Below are 24675 nucleotides of genomic sequence, written 5' to 3' on the forward strand. Positions count from 1 at the left end.
AATTAAATGAGCCAAACAACTAGTACCTCAACAAATGCTTTAACTGAGCTATTAGCTATTATGGCCAAATTACGTGATCCTAAAACAGGCTGTCCGTGGGATATAAAGCAAGACTTTAAATCAATTGTGCCACATACCTTAGAAGAGGCTTATGAAGTGGCTGATTGCATCGAAAAAGGTGATTTAGGTGAGCTTAAAAGTGAACTCGGCGATTTACTTTTCCAAGTGGTTTTTTATGCGCAATTAGCACAAGAGCAAGGTCTGTTTGATTTTAGTGATGTAATGGCTGGATTAAATGACAAGTTGGTTCGTCGTCACCCTCATGTATTTACTGAGCAACAAGCATTAACCGATGAACAACTCAGTGAGCAGTGGCAAGTAATTAAAGCCCAAGAGCGCGCCATAAAAACAACCCCACAAAGCGCATCAATTTGGCAAGATATTCCGGCAAATTTACCGAGTTTAAGCAAAGCCAAAAAGATTCAAGAGCGTGTTTCAGGGTTAGGCTTCGATTGGCCAAATTATCATGGTGCGTTAGATAAGGTAATCGAAGAAGTGGATGAAGTAAAAGAAGCATTAGCGGTTGATCCACTTTCTGCGCACAGTGCTGAAGAAGTTGGCGACTTACTTTTTGCCACCGTCAATGTTGCGCGGCATATCAAGCGTGATCCCGAGCAGTTGTTACGCAGCGCGAATGATAAATTTTCAGCGCGATTTGAAAAAGTGCAAACTTATTTGCACCAACGTGGGCAGTCGCTTGATACAGCAAGCCTTGTTGAAATGGACGCCGCGTGGGATGCAATAAAAAAGCAGAAGTAAATAATACGAAACTCCGAGTGCGTTTTTTGTGCAGGGAAATACTAACTTTCACTGGATTGATGGCAGTGCCTTTGCTATAATTTCGCCCCGTCTTGATCATATTCCAAAATCACTTGTTTGGGTATTATATTCCTTTTAATTCCTGATATTCTAGGGTTCGCATGAGTACAAAATTTATCTTCGTTACTGGCGGAGTTGTTTCTTCGTTGGGTAAAGGTATTGCAGCAGCATCGTTGGCAGCTATTTTAGAAGCCCGTGGTTTAAATGTAACCATTTTAAAGCTGGATCCTTACATCAACGTTGACCCAGGCACAATGAGCCCAATTCAACATGGTGAAGTATTTGTCACCGAAGACGGTGCTGAAACTGACCTTGATTTAGGTCACTATGAGCGTTTTATCCGTACCAAAATGACAAGCCGTAACAACTTCACACAAGGCCGTGTATATGAAGATGTACTACGTCGTGAACGTCGTGGCGAGTACCTTGGTGCAACAATTCAGGTTATTCCACATATAACTAACGACATTAAGCAACGTGTATATGACGGTGCTGTAGGCCATGATGTGGCTATCGTTGAAATTGGTGGAACCGTAGGTGATATTGAATCACAACCATTTTTAGAAGCAATTCGTCAGCTTGGCACAGAGATTGGCCGTGAGCGCGCATTGTTTATTCACTTAACGTTAGTGCCATTCTTAGGCCCTGCGGGAGAAGTGAAAACAAAACCAACACAGCACTCAGTTAAAGAGTTACGCTCAATTGGTATTCAACCAGATATTCTTATCTGTCGTTCAGATCGTAAATTACCAAACAATGAACGTGCAAAGATTGCTCTTTTCACTAACGTTGAAGAAAAAGCGGTTATTTCATTACCAGATGTAGACAGCATTTATAAAATTCCTGCGCTATTAAAGTCGCAAGAGCTTGATAACTTTGTATGTCGTCGCTTCCACCTTGATTGCCCTGAAGCTGATTTAGTTGAATGGGAACAAGTGTTATACCAAGAGTCTAACCCAACAGGTGAAGTGACTATTGGCATGGTTGGTAAATATATTGAACTCCCTGATGCATACAAATCAGTTAACGAAGCACTTAAACATGCTGGCCTTAAAAACCGCTTAACTGTAAATATTCAATACGTTGATTCACAGGATGTTGAAAGCAAAGGAACAGAGTTACTTGCTAACCTTGATGCAATCTTAGTCCCTGGTGGCTTTGGTAGTCGTGGTGTTGAAGGTAAAATTTTAGCGGCAAAATATGCCCGTGAAAATAAAGTACCTTACCTTGGTATCTGTTTAGGTATGCAAGTTGCGCTTATCGAGTACGCACGTAATGTAGCAGGCCTTGAAGACGCAAACTCAACAGAGTTTAATGCTAATTCAGCAAGCCCTGTTGTAGGTTTAATCACTGAGTGGTTAGATGCAGAAGGTAACGTTGAAACACGTAGCGAAAAATCTGATTTAGGTGGCACTATGCGTTTAGGCGCACAAAAATGTCATTTAACACCTGGCTCTAAAGTACATGAAGTGTATGGCAGTGATGAAATTGTAGAACGTCATCGTCACCGTTATGAAGTTAACAACAACTTTGTTGAAAAACTTGAGCAAGCAGGTTTGAGCTTTACTGGCTTATCAGAAGATAAGAAATTAGTAGAGATCATCGAAAATAAAGATCACCCGTGGTTTATTGCAGCTCAATTCCATCCGGAATTTACTTCAACACCTCGCGATGGTCATCCGCTATTTGAAGGGTTTGTGGCCGCAGCACACGCCTATCAAAAAGCGTCGTCGTAATAATTATTAAGCCGTGCTAGTTGCACGGCTTTTTTGTTTTAAAACCGACTGCGTTAAGGAAAATTAATAAAGTCGGAATATGCTCACCATTTTGGGAAAAGAGGAATCAAGATGTCAAATATCGTAAAAGTGATCGGTCGCGAAATTATGGATTCGCGTGGTAACCCAACTGTAGAAGCGGATGTACATCTAGCTGACGGTTCATGGGGTCGCGCAGCTGCACCATCAGGTGCATCAACAGGTACACGCGAAGCATTGGAATTACGTGATGGTGATAAAGCACGTTATTTAGGTAAAGGCGTATTAAAGGCTGTTGGTTTTATTAATAATGAAATCGCAGGCGCATTAGCAGGGCAAAACGCATTAGAGCAAAGCACTGTTGACCAAGTAATGCTAGATTTAGATGGCACTGAAAATAAAGAAAAATTAGGTGCCAATGCAATCTTAGCTGTGTCATTAGCAACTGCAAAAGCGGCTGCACAATCTAAAAAAGTAGAGCTTTATGAGCACATTGCTGATCTAAACGGCACGCCTGGTGTGTACTCTATGCCATTACCAATGATGAATATCATCAACGGTGGTGAGCACGCTGATAACTCGGTAGATATTCAAGAGTTCATGGTTCAACCTGTTGGCGCTACTAACTTCCGCGAAGCACTACGTATGGGCGCTGAAATATTCCATAGCCTTGCAAAAGTACTTAAAGCTGATGGTCACTCTACAGCTGTGGGTGATGAAGGTGGTTTTGCACCTAACCTTGCTTCAAACGAAGCTGCACTTGCGGCAATTAAAGTTGCAGTTGCAAATGCAGGTTATGAGTTAGGTAAAGACGTAACACTTGCGCTAGATTGTGCTGCATCTGAGTTTTATGACAAAGAAGCAAACATTTACGACCTTAAAGGTGAAGGTAAAAAATTCACGTCTGAAGAATTTAACTTCTTCCTAAAAGACCTTACAGAGCAATATCCAATCGTATCTATTGAAGATGGTCTTGATGAATCTGATTGGGACGGCTTTGCGCATCAAACTAAACTAATGGGTGATAAAATCCAATTAGTGGGCGACGATTTATTTGTTACAAACACGAAAATCTTAAAGCGTGGTATTGATAACGGTATTGCTAACTCAATCTTAATCAAATTTAACCAAATTGGTTCACTAACTGAAACGTTAGCGGCAATCAAAATGGCTAAAGATGCTGGTTTTACAGTTGTTATATCACACCGCTCTGGTGAAACAGAAGATTCTACAATTGCAGATCTAGCTGTTGGTACTGCTGCAGGCCAAATTAAAACGGGTTCATTAAGCCGTTCTGATCGTGTTGCTAAGTACAACCAACTTCTTCGTATTGAAGAGCAGTTAGGCGCTAAAGCACCGTACAACGGTCTTAAAGAGGTTAAAGGTCAGTAATTCTTTTATTAGAATCTGGTTTTTACTCTTAGGAAATCCTCGCTTCGGTGAGGATTTTTTTGTTAAATCTTAATTTTCGCAGCATAAAGCCCCACCGATATAAATTATTCTGACACCCGTAGGAACCCGCTTTAGCCGTGATTATTAACCGAGTTTTAAATAGAAAAATTATTAAACATGCGTAGAAGGCGCAAGTTTACCTCGCGCATTATTTAAAGGTATTTTAAAGCTGAAACTGCTGTTTTAAAATCTCACCGGTAAAACTGGTTTTCAAGTAAAAACCACGAGGTAGGGTTTTTATAATTTGCCCATTTGGCCCGATGGCATCTGTAACAATGCGACTATTCGCCGCTTTTGGGCGAATTTGCATAGCATCCCCTAAGTGCCCCGATATTTCATCAACGCGTCCTAATGCGATGAGCTCCATTTGTTCTTCCCAATCGCGTTGTAGTTGCGCGTCTTGAATAGCACTTGGTTGCCATAAAAAGCCACTGCCGATGGTTCTATCAAATGGAGTTATTTCTCGCTCACCTAAAATGGGTAGCCATAGCACATGAGCCAGTTTTTTACGTACATTGCTTTGTTGCCACGTCATGCCAGTGACATTTAAAAGAGGGGTAACCGAAACAAAAGTGGTTTCAAGTGGCTTACCTTTAAATGAAATAGGTAATGTTTTGAGTTCTATTCCAAGATCCTCAAAATCAGGCACTGGTTTTGAGCCCGCAGTAGCCCCTAATACATACTCAATTAACTGCCCAGCCCAGCCTTTTTCGCGTAATAAGTCTTCGGGGGTTTTAAATTGATATTGTTGTGCTAACTGGCCTAACGTCATACCAGCAATATTATTAACACGTCGCATTAATTCATTGATTGAATGTGGCTTTATTACTCGCATAACCGCTTTATTCTATTGTATAAACTCATCGGTCATGATAGCAAAAGTGACTAACCGTGGATATCTTTGGTTTTGTGTGTTTTTTGTACTGTCGTGGTTTGGCGTGTTTTTGAACGTTTTTTATTGCGGGTTTTAAAGTTTAATATACTGAATTTTATAGCTTTTATACTAATTTCCTATAGGTGGCACGTTGTGTTCTGAATAGTTGCGGGGATAAATACAGAACTATAAACAATGTTATCCACAGAATCTGTGGAAAAGGCTGTATTTTAGATCGTTCATTGTGGACTTGTTTGCTAAATGAGCTGTATAAACTAAAGTTATGCACAAGCTGTGGGTAAGGTGCGTAAAAGGTGTATACCTCGCTTTCTCAAAATAGGAGGTTTGAGGTAACGGGTTGATTGTAGTCATAGTGTACCTACACCCAAGCCACCTCAAGATACAGTTTCAGTTGGAATTAAAAGTGATTTAGACAAGGCATTGATTGCAAATAATGGTTGCTCCCTTGTTAAAATCAATAACGCAGTATAAATCGCTTTTAAACCAACCCGTAAGACGTTTCACTGAAACTAACTCCCTATGTTGTTATTTTTTAAAAGAGAATACCCTTATTGTAAAGTAACACCTTGATACTCAGTCCCTATGGAATGCTCAATTCTACGTATTGAAGTGACTTGGGTATAATAGTGTTTGCCGTATTGCAGCTAATGTGGAACAATCATTAAAAATCGACTTACAAATGAGGCACTAAGGTGATTGATGCCGAAGGTTTTCGTGCCAATGTCGGAATTGTAATTTGCAATAATCAAGGACAAGTCTTTTGGGCTCGACGTTATGGTCAACATTCTTGGCAATTTCCGCAAGGAGGTGTCGACAGTGGTGAAACGCCAGAGCAGACCATGTTCCGTGAATTACACGAAGAAGTCGGCTTGCGTCCGGAAGATGTAGAAATTGTCGCAAGTTCAAAACATTGGTTACGTTATAAATTACCCAAGCGTTTGATACGCCGCGACTCAAGTCCGGTGTGTATTGGGCAAAAACAAAAATGGTTCTTACTGAAACTTCGCTGTAAAGACGAAGATGTAGACTTACTTAAAACACATCACCCTGAGTTTGATGATTGGCGCTGGGTGAGTTATTGGTACCCAGTTAGGCAAGTGGTGTCTTTTAAACGGGATGTTTATAGGCGAGTAATGAAAGAGTTTGCTCCATTTGCAATGCCATTTAACAAGCGTGAACAAACCAAAGACACGTGGCGTCATAAAAGGTAAAAATATAAAGGAGCAGTATTATGCTGGCTACACTCAGAGCTATTGCCGAATCTGTCTCGCATCAAGCGAGTTTAGAGAGTGCATTAGCATGTTTTGTCGAAATGGTGAAAGATGCCATGAATACCCAGTGCTGCTCCATTTATTTTGCTGATTACAGTCAAGATAACTTTGTACTAATGGCTACTCGTGGGCTCAATCCCAAAGCTGTTGGTAAGTTTAGAATTGGCTTCACAGAAGGTTTAGTTGGCCTAGTTGCGCAACGTGAAGAGCCTATTAATATTGCATTTGCTAAATCGCATCCTCGCTTTAAGCTCTCCCCAGAAGTAAACGAAGAAGGTTATAACGCATTTTTATCAGTGCCTGTTGTACACCAAAAAAAAGTGTTGGGCGTTATCGTGGTGCAGCAAAAAAGTGCGCGGTTATTTAGCCAAGATGAAGAATCGTTTTTAATAACTTTATCAGCTCAGCTAGCATCACAATTAGCGCATGCTGAAATTAAAGAAGTACTGCGACAAGATGAATTTTCTCACCAAACGTCGGTATTGAAAGGGGTCTCAGGCGCACCTGGGATTGCTATAGGGCATGCATTTGTTACTTTACCAAAGCTAGACTTTAAATCGATAGAAGTAAAAAAAGACGATAACAGCACAGAGCAACGTCGTTTATTTACCCAAGCGGTTGCGGCAACACGAAAAGAGTTTAATACGCTATCAATGACTTTAAGTGATTCAATTCCTAAAGAAGCACTGGCGGTATTTGATGTTTACCAGCAGTTACTTGATGCAAAAAGCTTAGGGCAAAATGTTGAAGCACAACTGCAAGAAGGTTGGTGTGCTAAAAGTGCGTTAAAAATCGTAATAGAACGACTAATAGCTCAATTTAATGCCATGCAAGACCCTTATATAAAAGAGCGAGCAGTTGACGTTAAAGATATTGGTTTACGGGTTTTACATCATTTAGTTAATACTGAGCATGCAGTAAAAAATTACCCTAAAAATACGGTGTTGATCGCAAACACACTTACGCCAGCAATGCTTGCTGAAGTTCCTAAAGGGCATTTAGCTGGGGTTGTCAGTGTTAATGGCGCAGCCAATAGCCATGCGTCAATTTTAACACGCGCAATGGGGATCCCAGCAATTTGGGGGATTGAAGATTTACCGCTGTTGCAGTTTGACGGCAAGTTGATGATTCTAGATGCTTACGCTGGGCGTTTATATATTTCTCCTTCGCAAATGCTGCAAGATGAATATCGCCAATTAAAGCACCAAGAAAATTTATTAAATGATAAGTTTGTAGCGGAACAAGAATGTGACGCGATCACTTTAGACGGCGAGCACATCAGTCTATTGCTTAATGCAGGGCTTGATCTTAATACCGAAAAAGCAAATACCAAAGTATGTGATGGTGTCGGGTTATATCGAACCGAGGCATGGTTTATGCAAAAAGGCCAGTTTCCATCACAAACGGAACAAGAAAACTGGTATAGAGAAGTGCTCGCCAGTTATCACCCTGAGCCAGTGGTCATGCGTACGCTTGATATAGGCGGTGACAAAGTACTCGATTACTTTGATATCATAGAAGAAAACCCATTTTTAGGCTGGCGGGGAATACGCGTAACGCTCGATCACCCAGAGCTATTTTTAGATCAACTCAAAGCGATGATCAAAGCCAATATAGGCTTAGGTAATTTAAAGATCATGCTGCCAATGATAAGCGGTATTGAAGAGGTAGATGAGTCTTTTGCATTGCTTGAGCAAGCTTACTTTGAGCTGGAAGAGCAGTTTCCAGAACACGTTATTGAACGCCCAGAAATAGGCCTAATGCTAGAAGTTCCCTCCAGTGTTTTTATGTTGCCCGAGTGGTCTAAAAAAGTAGATTTTTGTTCAGTAGGCAGTAATGATTTAACGCAATATTTACTCGCAGTCGATCGTTCTAATGCACGTGTGGCAGAGCTATTTAATCCTTATCACCCCGCCGTTTTAAGAGTGCTACAAAAAGTGGCGACAGAATGCCAACAATACGAACTCCCATTTAGTTTGTGTGGTGAATTAGGTGGTGAACCTGAGGGGGCAATCCTACTGATTGCAATGGGTTATCGTCGTTTAAGTATGAATAGCTCCTCATTGAGTAAAGTGAAGTGGGTTTTAAGGCGTTTAAAGGTAAGTGATATGGAAATATTACTTGCTGAATGTTTAGCGCAGTCAACAGCTAAACAGGTACTAAGGCTAACACGCAGCTTTATGATTGAGCATAATCTGGGGGAATTGTTTTATACCCCTAAAAACCGCTAATATCCCGTGTCATTTTTTGCTGTGAACATGCAATATAATCTATTAGTATATGTATATAACAAATTTATATTTAAGAGTGTACTATGCAGGATTTAGCCATACTGATTATCAGCTGTGCAATATTAGGTAGCATTGTAGGGTTTTTAGCTGGGTTGCTCGGAATTGGTGGCGGGTTAATCATTGTGCCTGTTTTAAGCCTTTTACTTGTTAAATTTAATGTGGCATCGGTTGATCATGTGTTAGTAATCGCAATCGCGACATCCTTAGCCTCTATTTTATTTACTTCGACATCTTCCGCATTAGCGCATCATAAAAATAATAATGTTCCGTGGAATATTGCACCTTGGGTTATGTCAGGTGTAGGGCTAGGCGCATTGATCAGTGGTTTTGCCGCAAGCTATATCCCAGAGCAACTACTGCGCTTAGTGTTTGCAACCAGCGTGGTATTTATAGCAGCGCGTATGGTGCTATCTACTCGTAGTAAAACACAGAGTGAAAAGCCCATGCCAAGCGGTCCTGTTATTGGCTCGTTAAGTGCCATAATGGGCGGACTATCAGGATTAATAGGGATTGGCGGAGGAGCACTTATTGTTCCGTTACTTAATTATTTTTCAGTTGATATTAAAAAAGCAATTGGCTGCGCCGCCGCGTGTGGTATCGTCATAGCCCTATTTGGCTCAGTTGGGTATGTGTCTGCTGGGTGGCAAGTAACCGATTTAGAACATGGTTTTGCAGGTTTTGTTTATTTACCCGCATTATTAGGTATAGTTATTACGTCGTGGTTTATGGCACCAATTGGTGCAAAAGCGACACATTATTTACCCGTTGCAACGATTAAAAAAGCGTTCGCAGTATTATTAGTCATCATCGCACTTCAAATGGTTTTTAGTTAAGGTTTAATTTTTATGGCTCTTGAGTTTCCACAAATCGATCCGATCATTTTCACAGTCGGCCCGTTAAGCGTACGTTGGTACGGTTTAATGTATTTAATAGGTTTTGCTTTTGCAATGTGGTGGGCAAATCGCCAAGCTGCAAAACCAAACTCAGGTTGGACAAAAGAGGAGGTCGGCGACCTACTTTTTTATGGCATGTTAGGGGTTATTCTTGGTGGTCGGATCGGGTATGTACTGTTTTACCAGTTTAGTTACTTTTTAGAAAACCCACTGTATTTATTTAGAATAGATCAGGGTGGCATGTCTTTTCATGGCGGTACATTAGGTGTGATCACCGCGATTTGTATTTTTGCTTGGAGCCGTAAAAAGCAGTTGCTAGAAGTGGGTGACTTTGTAGCGCCCTTAGTTCCTGTAGGCTTATTAGCTGGGCGCATAGGTAACTTTATTAATGGCGAACTCTGGGGACGAACAACCGATGTGCCATGGGCTATGGTGTTCCCAACGGGCGGGCCGCTTGCTCGTCATCCATCGCAGCTTTATGAAGCATTTTTTGAAGGCTTAGTACTGTTTATTATCCTTTACCTATTTACTAAAAAGTCGCGCCCTGCGGGCAGTGTAGGAGGCTTATTTTTATTAGGTTACGGCGTATTCCGCTTTGGTATTGAATACTTTAGAGAGCCTGATGCGCACTTAGGTTTATTTGGTGGGTTTATCTCAATGGGGCAAATATTGTCATTGCCAATGGTCATCGGTGGCCTAGGTTTGATAATATGGGCGTATAAAAAGCCACAGCCAACTGTTGCTAGCAAAGCTTAGGGTCTTTGTGGATTAAAATTTGTTCAAGTTCGGGGCGGTTTAATCGCGACGCGAGGTTTGGAATCGAGTGAGCTAAGTTAAAACCGAGCAAAGCTTGTGCGTCCTGCCCACGCCCCTTACCTACATCTATGTAGGCAACAAAGAGTAAATCGGCCCGAGGCAGAACCCAAAGGGCAGCGCCTGTTTGCATTGATGCTGCGTTATTACCTATTTATGGGGAATAACCACACGACATAGGCGCTGCCTTGCTTAAATACCAAACAGGCTGCTGAAAATTCAACCTTGAAAGGTCAACAGACCCTAATAAAAGAAGCGAAGAATGAAACAATATTTAGAGTTATGTCAGCGTATTGTTGACGAAGGTGTGTGGGTTGAAAATAAGCGCACAGGTACACGCTGTTTAACTGTGATTAATGCTGAACTTGAATACGACGTTGCGAATAATAAATTTCCAATGATCACAACGCGTAAAAGCTACTATAAAGCAGCAATAGCAGAGCTTTTAGGTTATTTACGCGGATACAGCAGTGCCGCTCAGTTTCGTGATATTGGGTGTATGACATGGGATGCCAATGCCAATGACAACCAAGCATGGCTAAACAATCCAAATCGCAAAGGTGATGACGACATGGGCCGCGTTTATGGCGTACAGGCCCGAGATTGGAAACGCCCTGACGGTACGCCACTGGATCAGCTTAAAAAAGTGATTGATAACCTTAAAAATGGCATTGATGATAGAGGTGAGATCGTTACCTTTTTCAACCCTGGTGAGTTTGATTTAGGCTGCCTTCGCCCATGTATGCACACGCATACATTCTCGTTGCTGGGTGATACCTTGTATTTAACCTCGTATCAGCGTAGCTGCGATGTACCACTTGGCCTAAACTTTAATCAAATACAATGTTTTGTATTACTCGCTTTAGTTGCACAAATTACTGGCCACAAAGCAGGTAAGGCCTATCATAAAATTGTTAATGCACACATTTATGAAAATCAACTCGAGTTGATGCGTGATGTGCAGCTTAAACGTGAACCGTTTGAATCACCCACATTAACTATTAACCCTGATATTAAATCACTTGAAGACATAGAAACATGGGTTACCCGTGATGACTTTGAAGTGCATGGCTACCAATGCCATGACGCAATTAAATACCCGTTTTCGGTTTAAACGACAAGCGAGTAGTTATTTATAAAAAGTGTCATTGGCACTTTTTATAAATCATCAGTTACATTATAAGCATCCTTTCCTTAACTAAAAATAACCTAATACCAATCGTGTTAAGTTACTGGCCATTTATGGCGCAGTTAGCGCTTGATTTAACTCGCTAGAATGGTTAAATATTTAAATCGATTGGTATAAATTATAAGTAATAAGCCTATTGTCGGTTTGAGATTATAAAGCACTTTTGTACTCTTAAATTAATGTGATAAAAAGTTGCCAAGTCATTATTTCTATTGAATATTGCTCATGTTAACGAGCTGGGTAGTGTAACAGCGGTGTTTAAAATTCATTATCAAGCGCTAAATTGAGTTACTAACTTAATCATATTTCTGGCTGACTATGCCAATTCCCCTCTATTGTTACGTTTTAAGCTTGTTTTTGCTGATAAATGGATGCGTCATAGCAACTTTATTATTATGTTCTTTTTTATCTGATAGTGATAATTGCTGTTTTTGCACCTCACGTATGGTTATTAACATTTCACTAATGTAAATTAGTGAAAAGGTATTGAAATACCTGTAATTAAAATTTTTAGCTGTTAAAAGGAGTAAACGCTTAGCAAAAAACCATGCAATTGAATGTCATGGAAATTGTATGTTCAACATACAGGAACTTTTATGCACAATACAACTCGTTGCTTTTCTTTTATCGGCCTTTTATGGGTTGGTTTATCAATATCAAGCTGTCATTATCAGCCCAAAAAAAACACTGATAACACTCAACCAAAAATAAGTGCACCAACGAAGGTAACTCCAAAATTTAGTCGCAGTTATGCATCTTTTACTGAAATGAGTAATTTATCTTATTTATATATTCCAACAGATAGCGCTGAATATATACATAAAAATAAGGTCTTGGATGCTTTAATAGGGCCAGCGGCCTTAATGCTAGAAAAAAAAGAGCTTTTTGTACAAAAGCCAATCCAATGGCGATTTTCACTGCAAATCGCATCGGTTAATAAAAAATCTAACTTAATGACCACTTTAGCGTCGTTAAAAAGTAAAGCGCCAAACTTGTTTCAAGGCAGTGTAATTGCCAATGTTGAAACCGCGCTGGTTAAAAATACGAATGTCTATAGGCTTAAGTTTGGAGCCTACAAATACTATAAAAATGCACTCGCGGATTGCCAAACTTTTAAGCACTATCAAGTTGATTGCCTAGTTAGTAGCTATACAAATAAACCCTTTGATTATCAGAGTAAATAATAAACGGTCTAGCCTTTATATAAATAGGCATAATAATTGCTTTGTATTTGTTATGTTTATAGAGGATGGCAATTATGCGCCTTTTATTATGTTTTTTATTGCTGAGCTTAACGGCCTGCAGCTTAACGCCAGAGAAGCCGCCAGCTCGTAGTACAGTAGCACCCAAGTCAGCAATGGCGCCGTTTACTGTTCATCAATATGTTGGTGATTTGAGCGCACAGCTAAGCCATATCAAAGGGCCTTTTAAAAGCTCTGCACGTATAGCGGTGACTAGCTTTTACTTTGCCGATGGGCTTGATTCAGAGCTTGCGCAAGGGCAGGGGGATGGCCTTAGCCAGCAAATACAAGAAAGCCTACTAACGCAATTTACGCAACTAGGCTACAACATCATTGAGTATCGCCTTGAGAATAACCTTAACTTATCGCCCATAGCAGATGGTATGTTAAGTCGCGATATAACCAAACTACGCAAACGTCAGAATATTGACTTTGTGATCACCGGCACGCTAACACGGCAACAACATGCCTATATTGTTAATGCCCGCATGGTCAATACACATGACAGCGCCGTTGTATCAGCAGCAAGTACCGAGATCCCTATTAACGTAATGTGGGGAGATGAAAAAATTCAGCAGCGCGATGGGTTTATCTATCGCAGCGAATACTAATTAGGAGCCCATCATGAAACGCTTAATATTAACTTTATGCTTGCCGCTGGGTTTTGGTTGTTCGCACATAATGAATGACAACGACACCACTGCAAAAAAAGGCCCCCCTCAATTAGCTAATCAAGAGCGCGGCGTTGCAGCGCCCGGCGATAGCAGTGCCTTGTATCAAAACACAGCAGTTATGAACGACAACAGCCATATCAATGTACCAACACGTAAGAACATTAATCATTACGTGCGCGGTATAATGCAAGACATGGCTGAAAACCTACAATACGTGAACACCAAAACACCGTTGGCAGTATCCAGCTTTATATTTTTAGATGACGATTACAACGACGGCACATTACTAGGCAATCAGATTGCCGAAAGCTTTATGCACGAACTGCATAACTTTGGCGTGCCAGTTATTGACTTTAAAACCACCGACTATATGCGTGTTACTCCCAATGGCGACTTTGTATTTAGCCGTGATTACTTAGAGCTAAGCCAAGATCAAAACTTTAATTATGTATTAGCTGGCACCATGGTAAATCACCAAGGTGGAGTATTAATTAATGCGCGGATTATTGGTTTAACAAGCAAAGCAGTTGTAGGCTCAGCCCAAGGATTTATTCCGCAATCAGTCGTGGACGCACTCGATAGTAGCTACCGCACAGATGGTGTCATGCTAAAACAAGTGAATAAGTGAGGTTATAATGACAACACTCATCAAACGTATAGCGTTTATTAGCTCAAGTGTAGCAATACTATTACTTGCAGGTTGTAACCTGTTTGACGGCTCAGCCAAAGCGCAGCCGACACAAAACGACCACTTAGATCAACGGATCAGTCAAGCTGAGGAGAAAGAGGGCGAAGCGTACCAAGACTCAACGCAATTCACACCTCTTAAACACCATAAAACCTTGGTAAACTATGTAGAACAAATAGCCCTTGATTTGGTTGATACCATGCTCACTGATGAAGATATTTCAATCGGGGTCGCGTCGTTTGTAGATTTAGATGCACATTTAAACAACAGCAGCCAATTAGGCAACCAGTTGTCAGAGAGCTTTATTCACCAATTACAAAAATTTGGTTACGGTGTGGTGGACTTTAAAACCACTGACCATGTTTTAGTAAACAAACGTGGCGATTTTGTTTTTTCACGCGATATTGAAAAGCTAGCCCGCAGACACCTTGCCAGCCATGTACTGTCAGGAACATTAATCTACCGTGGTAACGGCGTTGAAGTAAACACCCGCATAATCGACGTAAACAGCAAGCGCGTGGTTGCCAGCAGCCAAAAAATTCTACCTTATTTTGTATTAAATAACGCAGATATAAACCTGCAACGAGCAAGTGTTAACTAACTTAATTAAAGAATCAATTTAACTGCTTGATTGTAAATGGGATAAACCGTTATAATTTCTTATCAGCTATCAGCTATCAGCTATCAGCTATCAGCTATCAGCTATCAGCTATCAGCTGCGCAAAGCTAGAATGTGGCCTCTTAGTTAAATGGATATAACGGCCCCCTCCTAAGGGGCAGTTGCAGGTTCGATTCCTGCAGGGGCTACCAATTAAATCAATGAGTTAACGAGTTTCCGCCTTCTTTTTTAATTTCTGTGTAGCACATGTGTAGCAGAGTAAATTGAAGTTTAAGAATTTAGCGCTGTCCTTTTTTATTAAAGTACCCAAATTACATTCAGGCTGTTTTGTGCCATGAGCAGACATTGAAGATTTTTAATGTATGAAGTCAAAATTTGACCCCATTAGCTTTATGTAACTTGCCTAATAATATAGTCAATTTCATCACATCGAGTCAAAGTGTTGATAAAGCTTGAACCTCTTGGCAATATAACCTCTTGAATATCTATAGAATAATCATCAGAGTATAAAGCTATATCACGGCCATTCAAATGTTCAATTTTAAACAAAATGCACTCAGGATCTGCCATTGTAATCTCATTAGGAAATTTCAATGTACTTAAATAAGCTTTTTCAAATACTTCTTCATAACTATCTAATTTTTCCTTTTCTTCAAGCAGAGGTAAAGTCCATCTAAAAACATATTTCCCTCGGTAAATTGGGAGATTTTTAATTCCTGAATCTATTAATTTAATTATAAAATTATTCGTATCACCATCCCGTAGAGCCTTATTTATCTCCTTGTATAATGGTGGGTGACAAAGCGTATATGCGTAGAGTGCAATGGCCTCATCTTTTATTAATTTAACTTCTTGATTTACCTTACTATGGTTTAATTGCACCATATTCCAGAACTGATCATAAGTGGCTACTTTGAGTAGCCTTTTTAAACTAGATTGCATTACTTGTTAAATATTCTCTAAAAGCATCTATTGAGCTTGGACGATGTTAATTACCTAACATTGGGTTTATGTTTAATTGAAAACTAGAAACAATTACAGTTATGTTTATTTAGTAAAGACAATATATTTAGAACAAACCTGCTATTTTTCCAACAAGGCCTGAAACTATAGCTATGATAACAACAACAGACCATAACCAATGATCTCTCACGTACTCAATGAGCGCTTTAGGGTGAATCCCATACTGATCTTGCCAAGAAGCATTGGTGATTAAAGAACCATCAATAGTTCTTTCAAATATATTCGACATACAATCAATTTTCCGTAACGTCGAACGATGTAATTGAACATATTCCCCAGCCTCAAAAGCATCCGCCTCTTCCTTTCCGGTCAAAGCATCTTTATCAGTTATTTTGTTTAATTCGACAATAGCTAGAAATCGACCTGCTTTACTGTGACCCACGTACTGGCGACCAAATAGTGATATAAGTGCTCGAGCCAAGTCAGTTTTTTTGTCGTCTTGTATTTTGTACGGGTCGCCACCTAGAGCTTGAAATCTATGTTCAATTGCTGAAAAACCATATGCGCCATCACGCATATTCCAATGAACAAAGTGAAAAGTCTGCCTGTATTTTATGAATTCAAAAAACTCTTCAAGCATTTTTTTTTCAAGTTCATCGTATCGAGCAGGTATATCATTTATTGAGATATCACTTCGTTCTGCAATTTTATGAACAGAGAAACTTTCTGTTTGAGCTGTTTTTAAATTTCTAACAGCAATAGATGTAACTCTTGGAGTTCTTCCATCTTTAATGTCATAAAACGACTCACAAGAATAGTGTATCAGTAGAACCTGATCCGATTTTTCGTATAAGGAAATCATTTCTTGCCGTGTTTCTTTCCTTTTTTTTATTCTTAGCAGCTCAGAGGCCATCTAAATTCCCTTATATTTTTAATTACTTATTCTATGTCATTTTAGCAGTACACGAGACTGTAGAACGACGGTGTCGCATACTTAAATAATTTCACCAACAATTACCAATGTAAACAATATATTAAAATATATCAAAGAATACGGTATGTTATTCGTTAGCAAAACGACGATTAATAATATTATCGAACAGAATTAGGCTTCTACTCATCAACAGAGCTCAAAGCTGAATATGAAAGCGAGAGTGATTATTATTTTATTCAGTACAGTTATTTACAGAACTCCAAGTAAGATCTTTTTTGCCATTCTGGCAAACAGTGAACTAAAGGTTATTCTTGGCTTTCTGATGAAATACGATGTGAGCTAAAGCTCTGTAGATAGCTTTAGCTATTTGAAATGTTTTATTTAACTGCAATTTTATTTAAAAGTGATAGCTTTAGCTAACTCGTTTCAGTTTTAGGTTATGCTTTTTCCACCTTCCATGAATTATGCCTTGTGCGAATACTCTGTAAAAAAAAACGGCTTTACCAGCGAACCACAAACCTTTTACTTTGAGTATGAGTTCACCATCGTAATAGCTTTGCAAACACTCGCCAGTTTCCTCAACGATATTTAAATTGGTGTGTAATTTGATAGGTCTATCTTTTAGCTTTGTGTGTAAACCGCCCATAGCGAGTATGTAGCCTTTCCAATCACTGTTATCAGCAGCAACGAAAGAATAAAATAGGACAGGCACAATTTTTTTTGCAAAAACCATAGTATCAACTACTGTTATTACATACAGTGTCGCTAAGGTTGATATTTTATGACTCGCGCAAGAAAAAAGCTGATTGATTTAGCATCGACATCTTATTATCACTTAATCTCACGATGCGTGAGACGTGCATTCTTGTGTGGTGATGATAAATACACAGGTAAAAACTTTGATCACCGTAGGGCGTGGTTGGTAGAGCGAATTAAGTTATTAAGTAGCGTGTTCGCTATTGAGATTGCCGCCTACGCGATTATGAGCAATCACTACCACCTTGTTGTGAACGTCAATAGACGTCAAGCACTTGATTGGTCAGATGATGAAGTAATTGAACGCTGGTATCAACTTTATAACGGCCATGTTTTAGTCGACCGCCATTTAAATGGTGAGCAGTTAGATAAGCCGAGTTTGCTCTTTTTCAATGAGATCATCGCTAAATGGCGCGCAAGGCTTTATGACATCAGCTGGTATATGAAAAACCTCAATGAGTACATTGCCCGCGAAGCCAATAAAGAAGATAACTGCACGGGCAAGTACTGGGAAGGGCGCTATAAGTCACAGGCATTATTAGATGAAACCGCAGTACTCAGTTGCATGGCCTACGTTGATTTGAATCCTATCAGAGCAAACATAGCCGATACGCTTGAAGACAGTGATTTTACCTCAATTCAAGAGCGTATAGCACATTTCAAAGCCTTTACCACAGACACGGTCAAATCAAATAACCCCCTCAAACAAAAAGATACTGTTCAACATGAAAGTCAACCAGCGCAGTTAAAGCCATTTGGTGGTAATCATATTAAAGGCACGATCCCCTTTGCCTTACTGGATTACATTGAATTAGTCGACTGGAGTGGCCGCCAGATAGATCCAAAGAAAAAAGGGCATATCAACAAAAGCATTCCAAAAGTGCTCCTAACGTTGAATATAGAAGAACCGCAATGGCTTGAATCCATTCAACGTTTCAGGCAGCAGTACTCAAATTTTGCAGGCAGCAAACAACGGTTAAAGCAGCAAGCCGCCAGCAACGATGTAAAATGGTACAAAGGCGCAGGCTGAACAGTTGCATCTTTATTGGTTTGTTTAAAAAACACCTTATTAAACAAAGTGATGATCTAGCTTTGCCTTTATTTACCCAAAATTCCTTCAAATCAACTCAATTCTAAGTTCTGTAACTAATAGTGTGGAAAAAAGAATGATTCGGTTACCCTCGACAGGAGAGCTGCTAAATTTTGTCCTTTTTACTTACTACTTCTTTCTTGGCCACTATCAACATGGAAAGCTAGACCGCAAGATATATTACGAAAAAGTGGTATGAGTGGGTAACTTATAACAAACGCATCAAACCTGACTCCGAGCAAGAATCATAAACAACGTTGACACCCATCGTAAAGTTATTGAACCAAAATAGGAACTCAGCTATGGTTGAAACATTAATAAAAATATATTAAATACGAGTTATTCTACAGGCTTGTTAGGCATACAAGGAGAGTTCAGTGAAAAAATTAACTTTAGTATTTATATCCCTTATTTTATCTTTTTCAAGTTTTGCAAATGACAAGTTCACGGCAGATCAATTAATCGAGAAAGCAAAGGCATTTGTATCAGCCAAAAATGCTCGCCAACAACCAAATACAACCACTAAAGAAATAGATCATTATATATCGCTATTATCTGATAACTTCATCGATGAACATGTTAAATTCAAGTTTATGTATACTGATAAATCGAAACTCCGTTCAGATATGATTGGTAAACTAAAAGATGAAGTGATAAACAGTAATATTGAGATAAACGAAATTATGGTAGGGGCTAATGTTGTTTTTATAAAAATGACTGAAAGGGGTAAAGTTAAGCCTGCGCATTTAGAAAAAACCATTGAATATAGTAAAACTAATATTGTTTCATTAGAGTTTAACGAATCAGGTTTAGTAAAGCATATCCGCCGACACCACGGTTAATGTGTGCCTAAAAAGAAACAACGTTGATGACGAACCGATTATTATTGTTGCCTCAACGCTGCAAAGTAGGGGGGAGGTTTAGCTAAAACAAACTTATGTTTCACCCCATTGTCGTAATAAATTGTGGTACACGCCGGTTAGCCTTACAAGCTCTTCCTGTTGTGGGTTTTGCTGTGTGAGTGCCTGTATGCTTAAATCAAGATCGTATAAAATACGTCGTTGATCATCAGATCGAATTAAGCTTTGCAGCCAGAAAAAAGAGGCTAGGCGCTGGCCTTTTGTTACTGGTGTGACGTGATGCATACTGGTGGAGGGGTAAATGACTAAATCTCCGGCGGCAAATTTAACACGTTGTTGGCCGTATGTATCTTGGATGACTAATTCGCCACCTTCGTAACTGCTGGGATCGTTTAGAAATAAAGTACAGGATACGTCTGTTCTTACTTTTATACCTGTACCACTGATATTGCGAATTGCATTGTCAATATGATCGCCAAATGTGCCGCCATTTTGGTAGCAATTAAACATGGGTGGGTAAATTTTATTAGGTAATGTTGCGGCCATAAATGTTTGGTTTTGGCTTAGCTGGTTTAAAATGAATGCCCCTATGTCTGCCGCTATTGGGTTATCTTGCGCCAGTTGAACGTTATTTTTAGCCTGTTTTGCTTGGTGCCCTGCGGTGGTGTTGCCATCGATCCATTGAGTATTATGTAGTAGCTCTTGGCATTCGCTGATTTGTTGTTGATTTAAAATGTTAGGAATATGAACAAGCATGTTTAACCTTGATATGTTGGCAGCATTAAAGTAATGCTGCCATTTATTTTCAGCTTAGAGATTAAAACTGATAGTTAACCGACAGTTTTACATTACGCGGGTTAGCGGGGCGAAAATGTCCGCGTGCGCTGTAATCTGTAACGTATGATTTGTCTGTTAAGTTATCAATATTTAGCTGTACTGTCATCTTGTCAGTTACATCATAAGCGGCCATTAAGTTTACTGTCGTAATACTTCCTGAGTCGTAATAAGCCATATTACGACGCCAGTAAATGTTGCCTGATGAATACTGTGCGCCACCACCTAACGTTAGCTTACCTAGTGTGTAGTCAAGCCAAATGCTCGCGGTGTCTTTTGGTGCGGCAGTAAGGCCATCACCTTGAGTTAGTGGGTTTGTGTCTTTTGTTACTTCGGTTTTTTGGTGTGTATAACTGGCCAAAATGCTTAAGTCAGTGGTGATTTGCCCTGTTGCGCTAAACTCTACACCTTTGGCTTCTTGTTCGCCCCCCATAAAGTAGCTGCCGTCTTCATCGCGATCAGTGACTGTTTTTTCTGTTAAGAATAAAGCGGCTGCTAGTTGTAAGTCTGCGTCGAATAAATCCCATTTTGCGCCTAACTCGTAGTTAGTTGATTCTTGAGGGTCCATTGCTAGGTTTTCTTGTAAGCCTTCAAGTCCTCGTCCGCTAAAGGCTAAGTCACCCGCTGATGGATCTTGTGAGTTGGCAATACCAAAGTAATAGTTACTATCTTGATTTGGCTTGTAGGCAATTGAGGCATTGTAGCTAAAGAAGTCGCCGTCTGTTTTTAAACCAGTCACTAATTCTCTAAACCATTCACCGTTTACACGCGCCCATGTGTAGGTAGATCCGTCAGCTTGATAGTCTTCGTAGCGAGCACCTAATGTGGCTACCCAATTATCAGAAATAGTCAGTGTATCTAGTGCATAAAGTGCAAACCCTTTGCCATTAACCTCAGTGGGTGCACCATCTCGGAAAATGCCACCGGTGTATGGCATGTTAGGGTTAGGGGTGTTTAGTGCTACACTTTTGCTATCGAGCTCGATCGTATTTTTCAGCACATAGCGGGTTACGTCTTCTTGATAATATTCGGTACCAACCACTAAGTTATGCTTAATTGAACCGGTATCAAATGCGATAATAGCATCAAGCTGAGTTACAAATAACTCGTTTTCTTGGTCGATATTTTGTGTGTAATCGAGTCGTACATCATCAAAGTAAGTGCGATCGTCGGTTATTGGATCTCTGCCTGTTTTAAATATTGGGCGACTCACCACTGATTTTTTTTCGTTACTCGCAATGCGGGTTTGCGAAACAATCTGTAATTTATCGCTTACTTTGTGCTCTAAACGTAATGTACCTATAGCAACACTAACATCTTCAAAGTCACGCTGTGCGACGCCATAGTAATTGTCCCAGTATTTTTTATCTATAGGGCCCTTGGTTAAACCAAGGCCTGCATTGGCAACACCTTCGGTTACCCACGGTAGGCCGAGCATGGGGTTGTTTTCTTGTTTCATAAATAAAGCATCTGCGGCTAAGCTTGTTTGCTCGTTAAAATCTATGCGCAGTGAAGGGGCGATGGCTGTTGTTTGGTAATCTTCAACGCCATTGTTGAAAGGGTCGCCGCCTTTAGTGTATAGCGCATTGATGCGTACTGCCGCTGACTCACTAATTTTTGTATTGTAATCAAGCGTAAGGCGTGAACGTTCAGCTTTATCGTAGCTGCCATTTACAACTAATAGCTCATCTTGATTTGCTTGTTTAGTGACTAAGTTGACCGCGCCCCCTGATGATCCTTTACCAGTAATGCTAGAGCTTGCACCTTTACTCACTTCAACTTGTTCGGTGTTAAACATATCGCGCGAATAGCCTGCAATATCTCTAATACCATCTACATAAATATTGCCATTAGCACTAAAGCCACGAATGGTGATCTTATCGTTAGTAGTGATATTACCACCACCGCCTTCACCGGCACCAAACGTTGAAACGCCAGACACATTACGTAGTGCTTCAGTTAGGCTCGTAACGCCTTGATCTTTTAATACTTCACTGTTTACAACGTTTATTGTTTTAGGTGTATTGAGTAGCTCTGTTTGATATTTGTGAGAGGAGACTTTTTCAACTTTATAGCTGTCTTTCTTTTCTTCTTTAACTTGAGTAACGGCAAGCTCTTTTACGTTGTTAGTATTTGCGTAGGCGGTAAAACTAAGTGAAGTAATTGCTAAAGTGATAGCACTTGCCATTGCACCTTTTTTGAACGTTACATGCTTTTGTTGATTTAAAGTGGTCATCTCTCTCTCCATATGTAAATGATAATAGTTAGCGTTTATTTATAGGTTGCGCATGTTAATGTTAATCGTTATTATTTGCAACTCAATTTCAGGGACGTATTTATTTCATTAATAAATTGTTACTGAGTTTTAAAGTCTTGATGCGTGAGTAGGAATAGCGGTGCAGTTGAAAATAAAGTTAGGGAAAAAATCGTTAGCGTTTTGCGTAAGCTTAGCCTGTGTTTACTCCATGCATGGTTTTGCACAGCAATCTAGTAAAGCTGAGCAGGTTGATAGTTTAGTAGAGCGCTGGTTAAGTACAGAGCAGCAGCAAAGTGCATTGACTAATGAGTGGATCACACAACAGCCTTTATTAGAGCAAAGGCTCACTTTGCTCAAAGCAGAGCAAAAACAACTAACACAGTTACTTGCACAAGACAGCGAATCGGGTAATGAAGTAGATCAAGCGCGCGGTGAGTTGTTAGCGCTACAAAACTCAATGGAAACAGATCAAGCTTATTTAACTGGTTGGCTAAAAACACAATTTATTAATGTAAACGATCTTATTTACCGTTTACCGCCGCCTTTAGAGAAAAGCTGGCGCGAGCAACTTAGCGTACATGACGGCACAGATAATGACCAAGCAAACAAAAACCTTAAAAGTAACAGCGATAGACTCACACTGTTACTCAAGTTATTTGATGATTTAAGCCAATTTGATAGCCGCATAAGTAGTTATCAAAGTGCGATTACTTTACCAAATGGCGAACAGAAGTTAGTGTCGCAAATTTACATGGGTATTTCGTTAGGTTGGTATATCAGTTTAGATAACACCTACGCCGCACAAGGATTTGCGACCGATAATGGCTGGCGGTGGCAAGCAATTGATGATCAACAAAGTGTATTGCAGGTGAAGCAAATGTTGGCGATGTTGAATCAGCAAAAGGAGGCTGAATTTATTAACTTAAACATTTTATTAGCGCCTCAAGGTAGCCATATAAACACGGAGAGTGCGCATGATTAAGCTGATCTTACGCGTATTTGGCGCAGCCACTTTATTATTTAGTGTATTGGTTTTTAATCAAGCGTTAGCCAGTAGTAATGATGTTTTAGTGTCTTTGCAGGACGATATAAAAAAATCACAGCAGGCACTGTCTAAAACGCAAAATAGTATTGCTAAACAGCGCAGTGCATTGGCAAAGTCATTTAACAAAGTTGAGCAAAAAGTGTTGGCACTGCGTGAAAAAACAGCGGTAGCAAGGCGATTGAACGATGAAAAAACCATGGGGTTTGAAAAGCTTAAGCAGCGTCTAGATGATTGGCAGCAACAGCATAGTTATCAGCAAAATGTACTGCAGCGTTATATTCAGCAAAATAAGCTAACGGGTGTTAATAATGCCAGTAGCCAGTTATTAGTGCTTGATAGTATTTCAGTATCAATAAATGCACTTGCCGCACGCAGTACGCCTACATGGGGGGCAACAAACGTTGCTTTTAATGACGGTTCATTAAAGCCCGTTGATAGTTTGTCTATTGGTCCGGTTAATTGGTTTTTAGATACAACGACCCAACAATCAGGGTTGTATAGCCGTGATAACGACATGAATAAAGTCGCGCTTATATTTGAATCAGCACAGTATGAGCAGCTTACTGAGCTTAAAAGTAGTCGCCGTGGAGAAGTGATGTTTGATCCGACGTTATCACGCGCACTTAAAATCCAGCATGCAAAAGAAAGTATGACAGATCACATTGCAAAAGGTGGAATTTGGGTAACACCTATTCTTGCTTTTGGGGTATTTGCTTTGCTCATTTCATTTGCTAAGGCACTGCAATTATGGCGATTACCTAAAGTATTACCTGCAATGGCTGAACGTTTACGCCATGTGTACGAGTTAAGTTTTGCAGAGCAACGCAGTGCGCTTGAAAAATTAACGGCGCAAAATAAAGGAATGCAAGCACAGCTAGTTGAAATAAGTATTGCTACTGACGTAGGGCCGCAGCGAGATGATCAATTATTTTCGGCACTGCTAAATCATAAACATACTCTTGAATATTGGTTAGGCGCGGTGGCAATTACTGCGGCGGTTTCTCCTTTACTTGGTTTATTAGGAACGGTAAGCGGTATGATCGAAACCTTTAAACTCATGACTCTATTTGGCGCAGGCGACCCTGCGGCGGTGTCGGGCGGTATTTCAGAGGCGCTAGTGACCACTGAGTTAGGCCTTGTTGTGGCTATTCCTGCATTATTATTACATGCATTACTATCACGAAAAGTAAAAACTTATTATGGTGAGCTAGAAAGTTGCGCGGTTAATCTCAGTCAAATATCTAACTCGACTGCAGCATTAAATAAAGGAGAGTAAT

22 protein-coding genes and 1 tRNA gene are annotated in these 24675 nt (G+C 40.0%); 17 read left to right on the forward strand and 6 right to left on the reverse strand.

Going from position 1 to position 24675, the window contains the following annotated elements; translation table 11 throughout:
- Window positions 1-6: 6 nt before the first annotated feature.
- The 3 genes from mazG to eno all read left to right on the forward strand — a co-directional run bounded on the left by mazG (window position 7) and on the right by eno (window position 4025).
- Window positions 7-819 (forward strand): nucleoside triphosphate pyrophosphohydrolase, encoded by an 813-nt coding sequence (gene mazG / locus A7967_RS01875; protein WP_064435324.1) that lies wholly within the window; start codon window positions 7-9, stop codon window positions 817-819.
- A 161-nt stretch (window positions 820-980) separates the two neighbouring features.
- On the forward strand, window positions 981-2615 hold the full coding sequence (gene pyrG, locus A7967_RS01880; RefSeq protein WP_054203396.1) for a CTP synthase: 1635 nt from the start codon (window positions 981-983) through the stop codon (window positions 2613-2615).
- Between the two features lie 111 nt (window positions 2616-2726).
- Window positions 2727-4025: a phosphopyruvate hydratase gene (gene eno / locus A7967_RS01885; RefSeq protein ID WP_054453824.1), complete on the forward strand. Its 1299-nt coding sequence runs from the start codon at window positions 2727-2729 to the stop codon at window positions 4023-4025.
- A gap of 223 nt (window positions 4026-4248) precedes the next feature.
- Here the strand turns inward: eno and mutH are convergent, their stop codons facing one another.
- Window positions 4249-4920, reverse strand: coding sequence for a DNA mismatch repair endonuclease MutH (gene mutH, locus A7967_RS01890; RefSeq protein WP_064435325.1), 672 nt, complete (start codon window positions 4918-4920; stop codon window positions 4249-4251).
- Between the two features lie 752 nt (window positions 4921-5672).
- Here mutH and rppH point away from each other — a divergent pair.
- The 10 genes from rppH to A7967_RS01940 all read left to right on the forward strand — a co-directional run bounded on the left by rppH (window position 5673) and on the right by A7967_RS01940 (window position 14850).
- On the forward strand, window positions 5673-6191 hold the full coding sequence (gene rppH / locus A7967_RS01895; RefSeq protein WP_054203393.1) for an RNA pyrophosphohydrolase: 519 nt from the start codon (window positions 5673-5675) through the stop codon (window positions 6189-6191).
- A gap of 20 nt (window positions 6192-6211) precedes the next feature.
- Window positions 6212-8482 (forward strand): phosphoenolpyruvate--protein phosphotransferase, encoded by a 2271-nt coding sequence (gene ptsP / locus A7967_RS01900; protein WP_054453828.1) that lies wholly within the window; start codon window positions 6212-6214, stop codon window positions 8480-8482.
- An 83-nt stretch (window positions 8483-8565) separates the two neighbouring features.
- The gene (locus A7967_RS01905; RefSeq protein WP_054453831.1) at window positions 8566-9375 is read left to right on the forward strand and encodes a sulfite exporter TauE/SafE family protein; all 810 of its coding nucleotides are present in this window, start codon (window positions 8566-8568) and stop codon (window positions 9373-9375) included.
- Between the two features lie 12 nt (window positions 9376-9387).
- Entirely contained in the window at window positions 9388-10191 is an 804-nt protein-coding gene (gene lgt, locus A7967_RS01910; protein ID WP_054203390.1) for a prolipoprotein diacylglyceryl transferase, read from the forward strand.
- A gap of 319 nt (window positions 10192-10510) precedes the next feature.
- Complete coding sequence (locus A7967_RS01915) at window positions 10511-11362, forward strand: thymidylate synthase (RefSeq protein ID WP_054203389.1); 852 nt, start codon at window positions 10511-10513, stop codon at window positions 11360-11362.
- A 671-nt stretch (window positions 11363-12033) separates the two neighbouring features.
- Complete coding sequence (locus A7967_RS01920; protein ID WP_064435326.1) at window positions 12034-12621, forward strand: SPOR domain-containing protein; 588 nt, start codon at window positions 12034-12036, stop codon at window positions 12619-12621.
- A gap of 74 nt (window positions 12622-12695) precedes the next feature.
- Window positions 12696-13289 (forward strand): FlgO family outer membrane protein, encoded by a 594-nt coding sequence (locus A7967_RS01925; protein WP_054203387.1) that lies wholly within the window; start codon window positions 12696-12698, stop codon window positions 13287-13289.
- Window positions 13290-13302: 13 nt separating this feature from the next.
- Window positions 13303-13980, forward strand: coding sequence for a FlgO family outer membrane protein (locus A7967_RS01930; RefSeq protein ID WP_064435327.1), 678 nt, complete (start codon window positions 13303-13305; stop codon window positions 13978-13980).
- Window positions 13981-13987: 7 nt separating this feature from the next.
- Window positions 13988-14641, forward strand: coding sequence for a FlgO family outer membrane protein (locus A7967_RS01935; RefSeq protein ID WP_054203385.1), 654 nt, complete (start codon window positions 13988-13990; stop codon window positions 14639-14641).
- Window positions 14642-14775: 134 nt separating this feature from the next.
- Window positions 14776-14850 (forward strand) — tRNA-Arg (locus A7967_RS01940).
- A 199-nt stretch (window positions 14851-15049) separates the two neighbouring features.
- On the opposite strand, the gene A7967_RS01945 is transcribed toward A7967_RS01940, so the two are convergent.
- The 3 genes from A7967_RS01945 to A7967_RS01955 form a co-directional block, all read right to left on the reverse strand.
- Window positions 15050-15601 carry an ADP-ribosyltransferase gene (locus A7967_RS01945; protein ID WP_064435328.1) on the reverse strand — a complete coding sequence of 184 codons (552 nt, stop codon included), beginning with the start codon at window positions 15599-15601 and terminating at the stop codon, window positions 15050-15052.
- A gap of 127 nt (window positions 15602-15728) precedes the next feature.
- A complete protein-coding gene (locus A7967_RS01950; protein ID WP_064435329.1) occupies window positions 15729-16535 on the reverse strand; it encodes a hypothetical protein in 807 nt (268 codons plus the stop codon).
- Between the two features lie 433 nt (window positions 16536-16968).
- Window positions 16969-17289: a hypothetical protein gene (locus A7967_RS01955; protein ID WP_064435330.1), complete on the reverse strand. Its 321-nt coding sequence runs from the start codon at window positions 17287-17289 to the stop codon at window positions 16969-16971.
- A gap of 48 nt (window positions 17290-17337) precedes the next feature.
- On the opposite strand from A7967_RS01955, the gene A7967_RS01960 reads away from it, so the two are divergent.
- The gene (locus tag A7967_RS01960; protein WP_235575753.1) at window positions 17338-18342 is read left to right on the forward strand and encodes a transposase; all 1005 of its coding nucleotides are present in this window, start codon (window positions 17338-17340) and stop codon (window positions 18340-18342) included.
- A 437-nt stretch (window positions 18343-18779) separates the two neighbouring features.
- The gene (locus A7967_RS01965; protein WP_064435331.1) at window positions 18780-19244 is read left to right on the forward strand and encodes a hypothetical protein; all 465 of its coding nucleotides are present in this window, start codon (window positions 18780-18782) and stop codon (window positions 19242-19244) included.
- 93 nt (window positions 19245-19337) lie between these two features.
- Here A7967_RS01965 and A7967_RS01970 read toward each other — a convergent pair whose 3' ends face one another.
- Both A7967_RS01970 and A7967_RS01975 read right to left on the reverse strand, forming a co-directional pair.
- Window positions 19338-20018: a Fe2+-dependent dioxygenase gene (locus tag A7967_RS01970; protein ID WP_064435332.1), complete on the reverse strand. Its 681-nt coding sequence runs from the start codon at window positions 20016-20018 to the stop codon at window positions 19338-19340.
- A 61-nt stretch (window positions 20019-20079) separates the two neighbouring features.
- Window positions 20080-22332: a TonB-dependent receptor gene (locus A7967_RS01975; protein ID WP_064435333.1), complete on the reverse strand. Its 2253-nt coding sequence runs from the start codon at window positions 22330-22332 to the stop codon at window positions 20080-20082.
- A 160-nt stretch (window positions 22333-22492) separates the two neighbouring features.
- Between A7967_RS01975 and A7967_RS01980 the strand changes: the two genes are divergently transcribed.
- Window positions 22493-23335: a DUF3450 family protein gene (locus tag A7967_RS01980; RefSeq protein ID WP_064435334.1), complete on the forward strand. Its 843-nt coding sequence runs from the start codon at window positions 22493-22495 to the stop codon at window positions 23333-23335.
- On the forward strand, window positions 23328-24674 hold the full coding sequence (locus A7967_RS01985) for a MotA/TolQ/ExbB proton channel family protein (RefSeq protein WP_064435335.1): 1347 nt from the start codon (window positions 23328-23330) through the stop codon (window positions 24672-24674). Before A7967_RS01980 ends, A7967_RS01985 begins: the two co-directional genes overlap by 8 nt.
- Window position 24675 lies beyond the last annotated feature (1 nt).

Origin of the sequence: Pseudoalteromonas neustonica, assembly GCF_001653135.1 — a bacterium.
In the GTDB taxonomy this organism is placed as follows: Bacteria; Pseudomonadota; Gammaproteobacteria; order Enterobacterales; family Alteromonadaceae; genus Pseudoalteromonas; species Pseudoalteromonas neustonica.

Bases quoted from the DNA above. Each gene is read 5' to 3' on its own strand.
- A7967_RS01960 (WP_235575753.1), top strand. From the start codon at position 17,338: ATGACTCGCGCAAGAAAAAAGCTGATTGATTTAGCATCGACATCTTAT.
- A7967_RS01920 (WP_064435326.1), top strand. From the start codon at position 12,034: ATGCACAATACAACTCGTTGCTTTTCTTTTATCGGCCTTTTATGGGTT.
- A7967_RS01905 (WP_054453831.1), top strand. From the start codon at position 8,566: ATGCAGGATTTAGCCATACTGATTATCAGCTGTGCAATATTAGGTAGC.
- A7967_RS01935 (WP_054203385.1), top strand. From the start codon at position 13,988: ATGACAACACTCATCAAACGTATAGCGTTTATTAGCTCAAGTGTAGCA.
- pyrG (WP_054203396.1), top strand. From the start codon at position 981: ATGAGTACAAAATTTATCTTCGTTACTGGCGGAGTTGTTTCTTCGTTG.
- A7967_RS01985 (WP_064435335.1), top strand. From the start codon at position 23,328: ATGATTAAGCTGATCTTACGCGTATTTGGCGCAGCCACTTTATTATTT.
- lgt (WP_054203390.1), top strand. From the start codon at position 9,388: ATGGCTCTTGAGTTTCCACAAATCGATCCGATCATTTTCACAGTCGGC.
- A7967_RS01955 (WP_064435330.1), bottom strand. From the start codon at position 17,289: ATGGTTTTTGCAAAAAAAATTGTGCCTGTCCTATTTTATTCTTTCGTT.
- mazG (WP_064435324.1), top strand. From the start codon at position 7: ATGAGCCAAACAACTAGTACCTCAACAAATGCTTTAACTGAGCTATTA.
- A7967_RS01930 (WP_064435327.1), top strand. From the start codon at position 13,303: ATGAAACGCTTAATATTAACTTTATGCTTGCCGCTGGGTTTTGGTTGT.
- A7967_RS01975 (WP_064435333.1), bottom strand. From the start codon at position 22,332: ATGACCACTTTAAATCAACAAAAGCATGTAACGTTCAAAAAAGGTGCA.
- eno (WP_054453824.1), top strand. From the start codon at position 2,727: ATGTCAAATATCGTAAAAGTGATCGGTCGCGAAATTATGGATTCGCGT.
- A7967_RS01950 (WP_064435329.1), bottom strand. From the start codon at position 16,535: ATGGCCTCTGAGCTGCTAAGAATAAAAAAAAGGAAAGAAACACGGCAA.
- mutH (WP_064435325.1), bottom strand. From the start codon at position 4,920: ATGCGAGTAATAAAGCCACATTCAATCAATGAATTAATGCGACGTGTT.
- A7967_RS01925 (WP_054203387.1), top strand. From the start codon at position 12,696: ATGCGCCTTTTATTATGTTTTTTATTGCTGAGCTTAACGGCCTGCAGC.
- A7967_RS01945 (WP_064435328.1), bottom strand. From the start codon at position 15,601: ATGCAATCTAGTTTAAAAAGGCTACTCAAAGTAGCCACTTATGATCAG.
- A7967_RS01970 (WP_064435332.1), bottom strand. From the start codon at position 20,018: ATGCTTGTTCATATTCCTAACATTTTAAATCAACAACAAATCAGCGAA.
- ptsP (WP_054453828.1), top strand. From the start codon at position 6,212: ATGCTGGCTACACTCAGAGCTATTGCCGAATCTGTCTCGCATCAAGCG.
- A7967_RS01915 (WP_054203389.1), top strand. From the start codon at position 10,511: ATGAAACAATATTTAGAGTTATGTCAGCGTATTGTTGACGAAGGTGTG.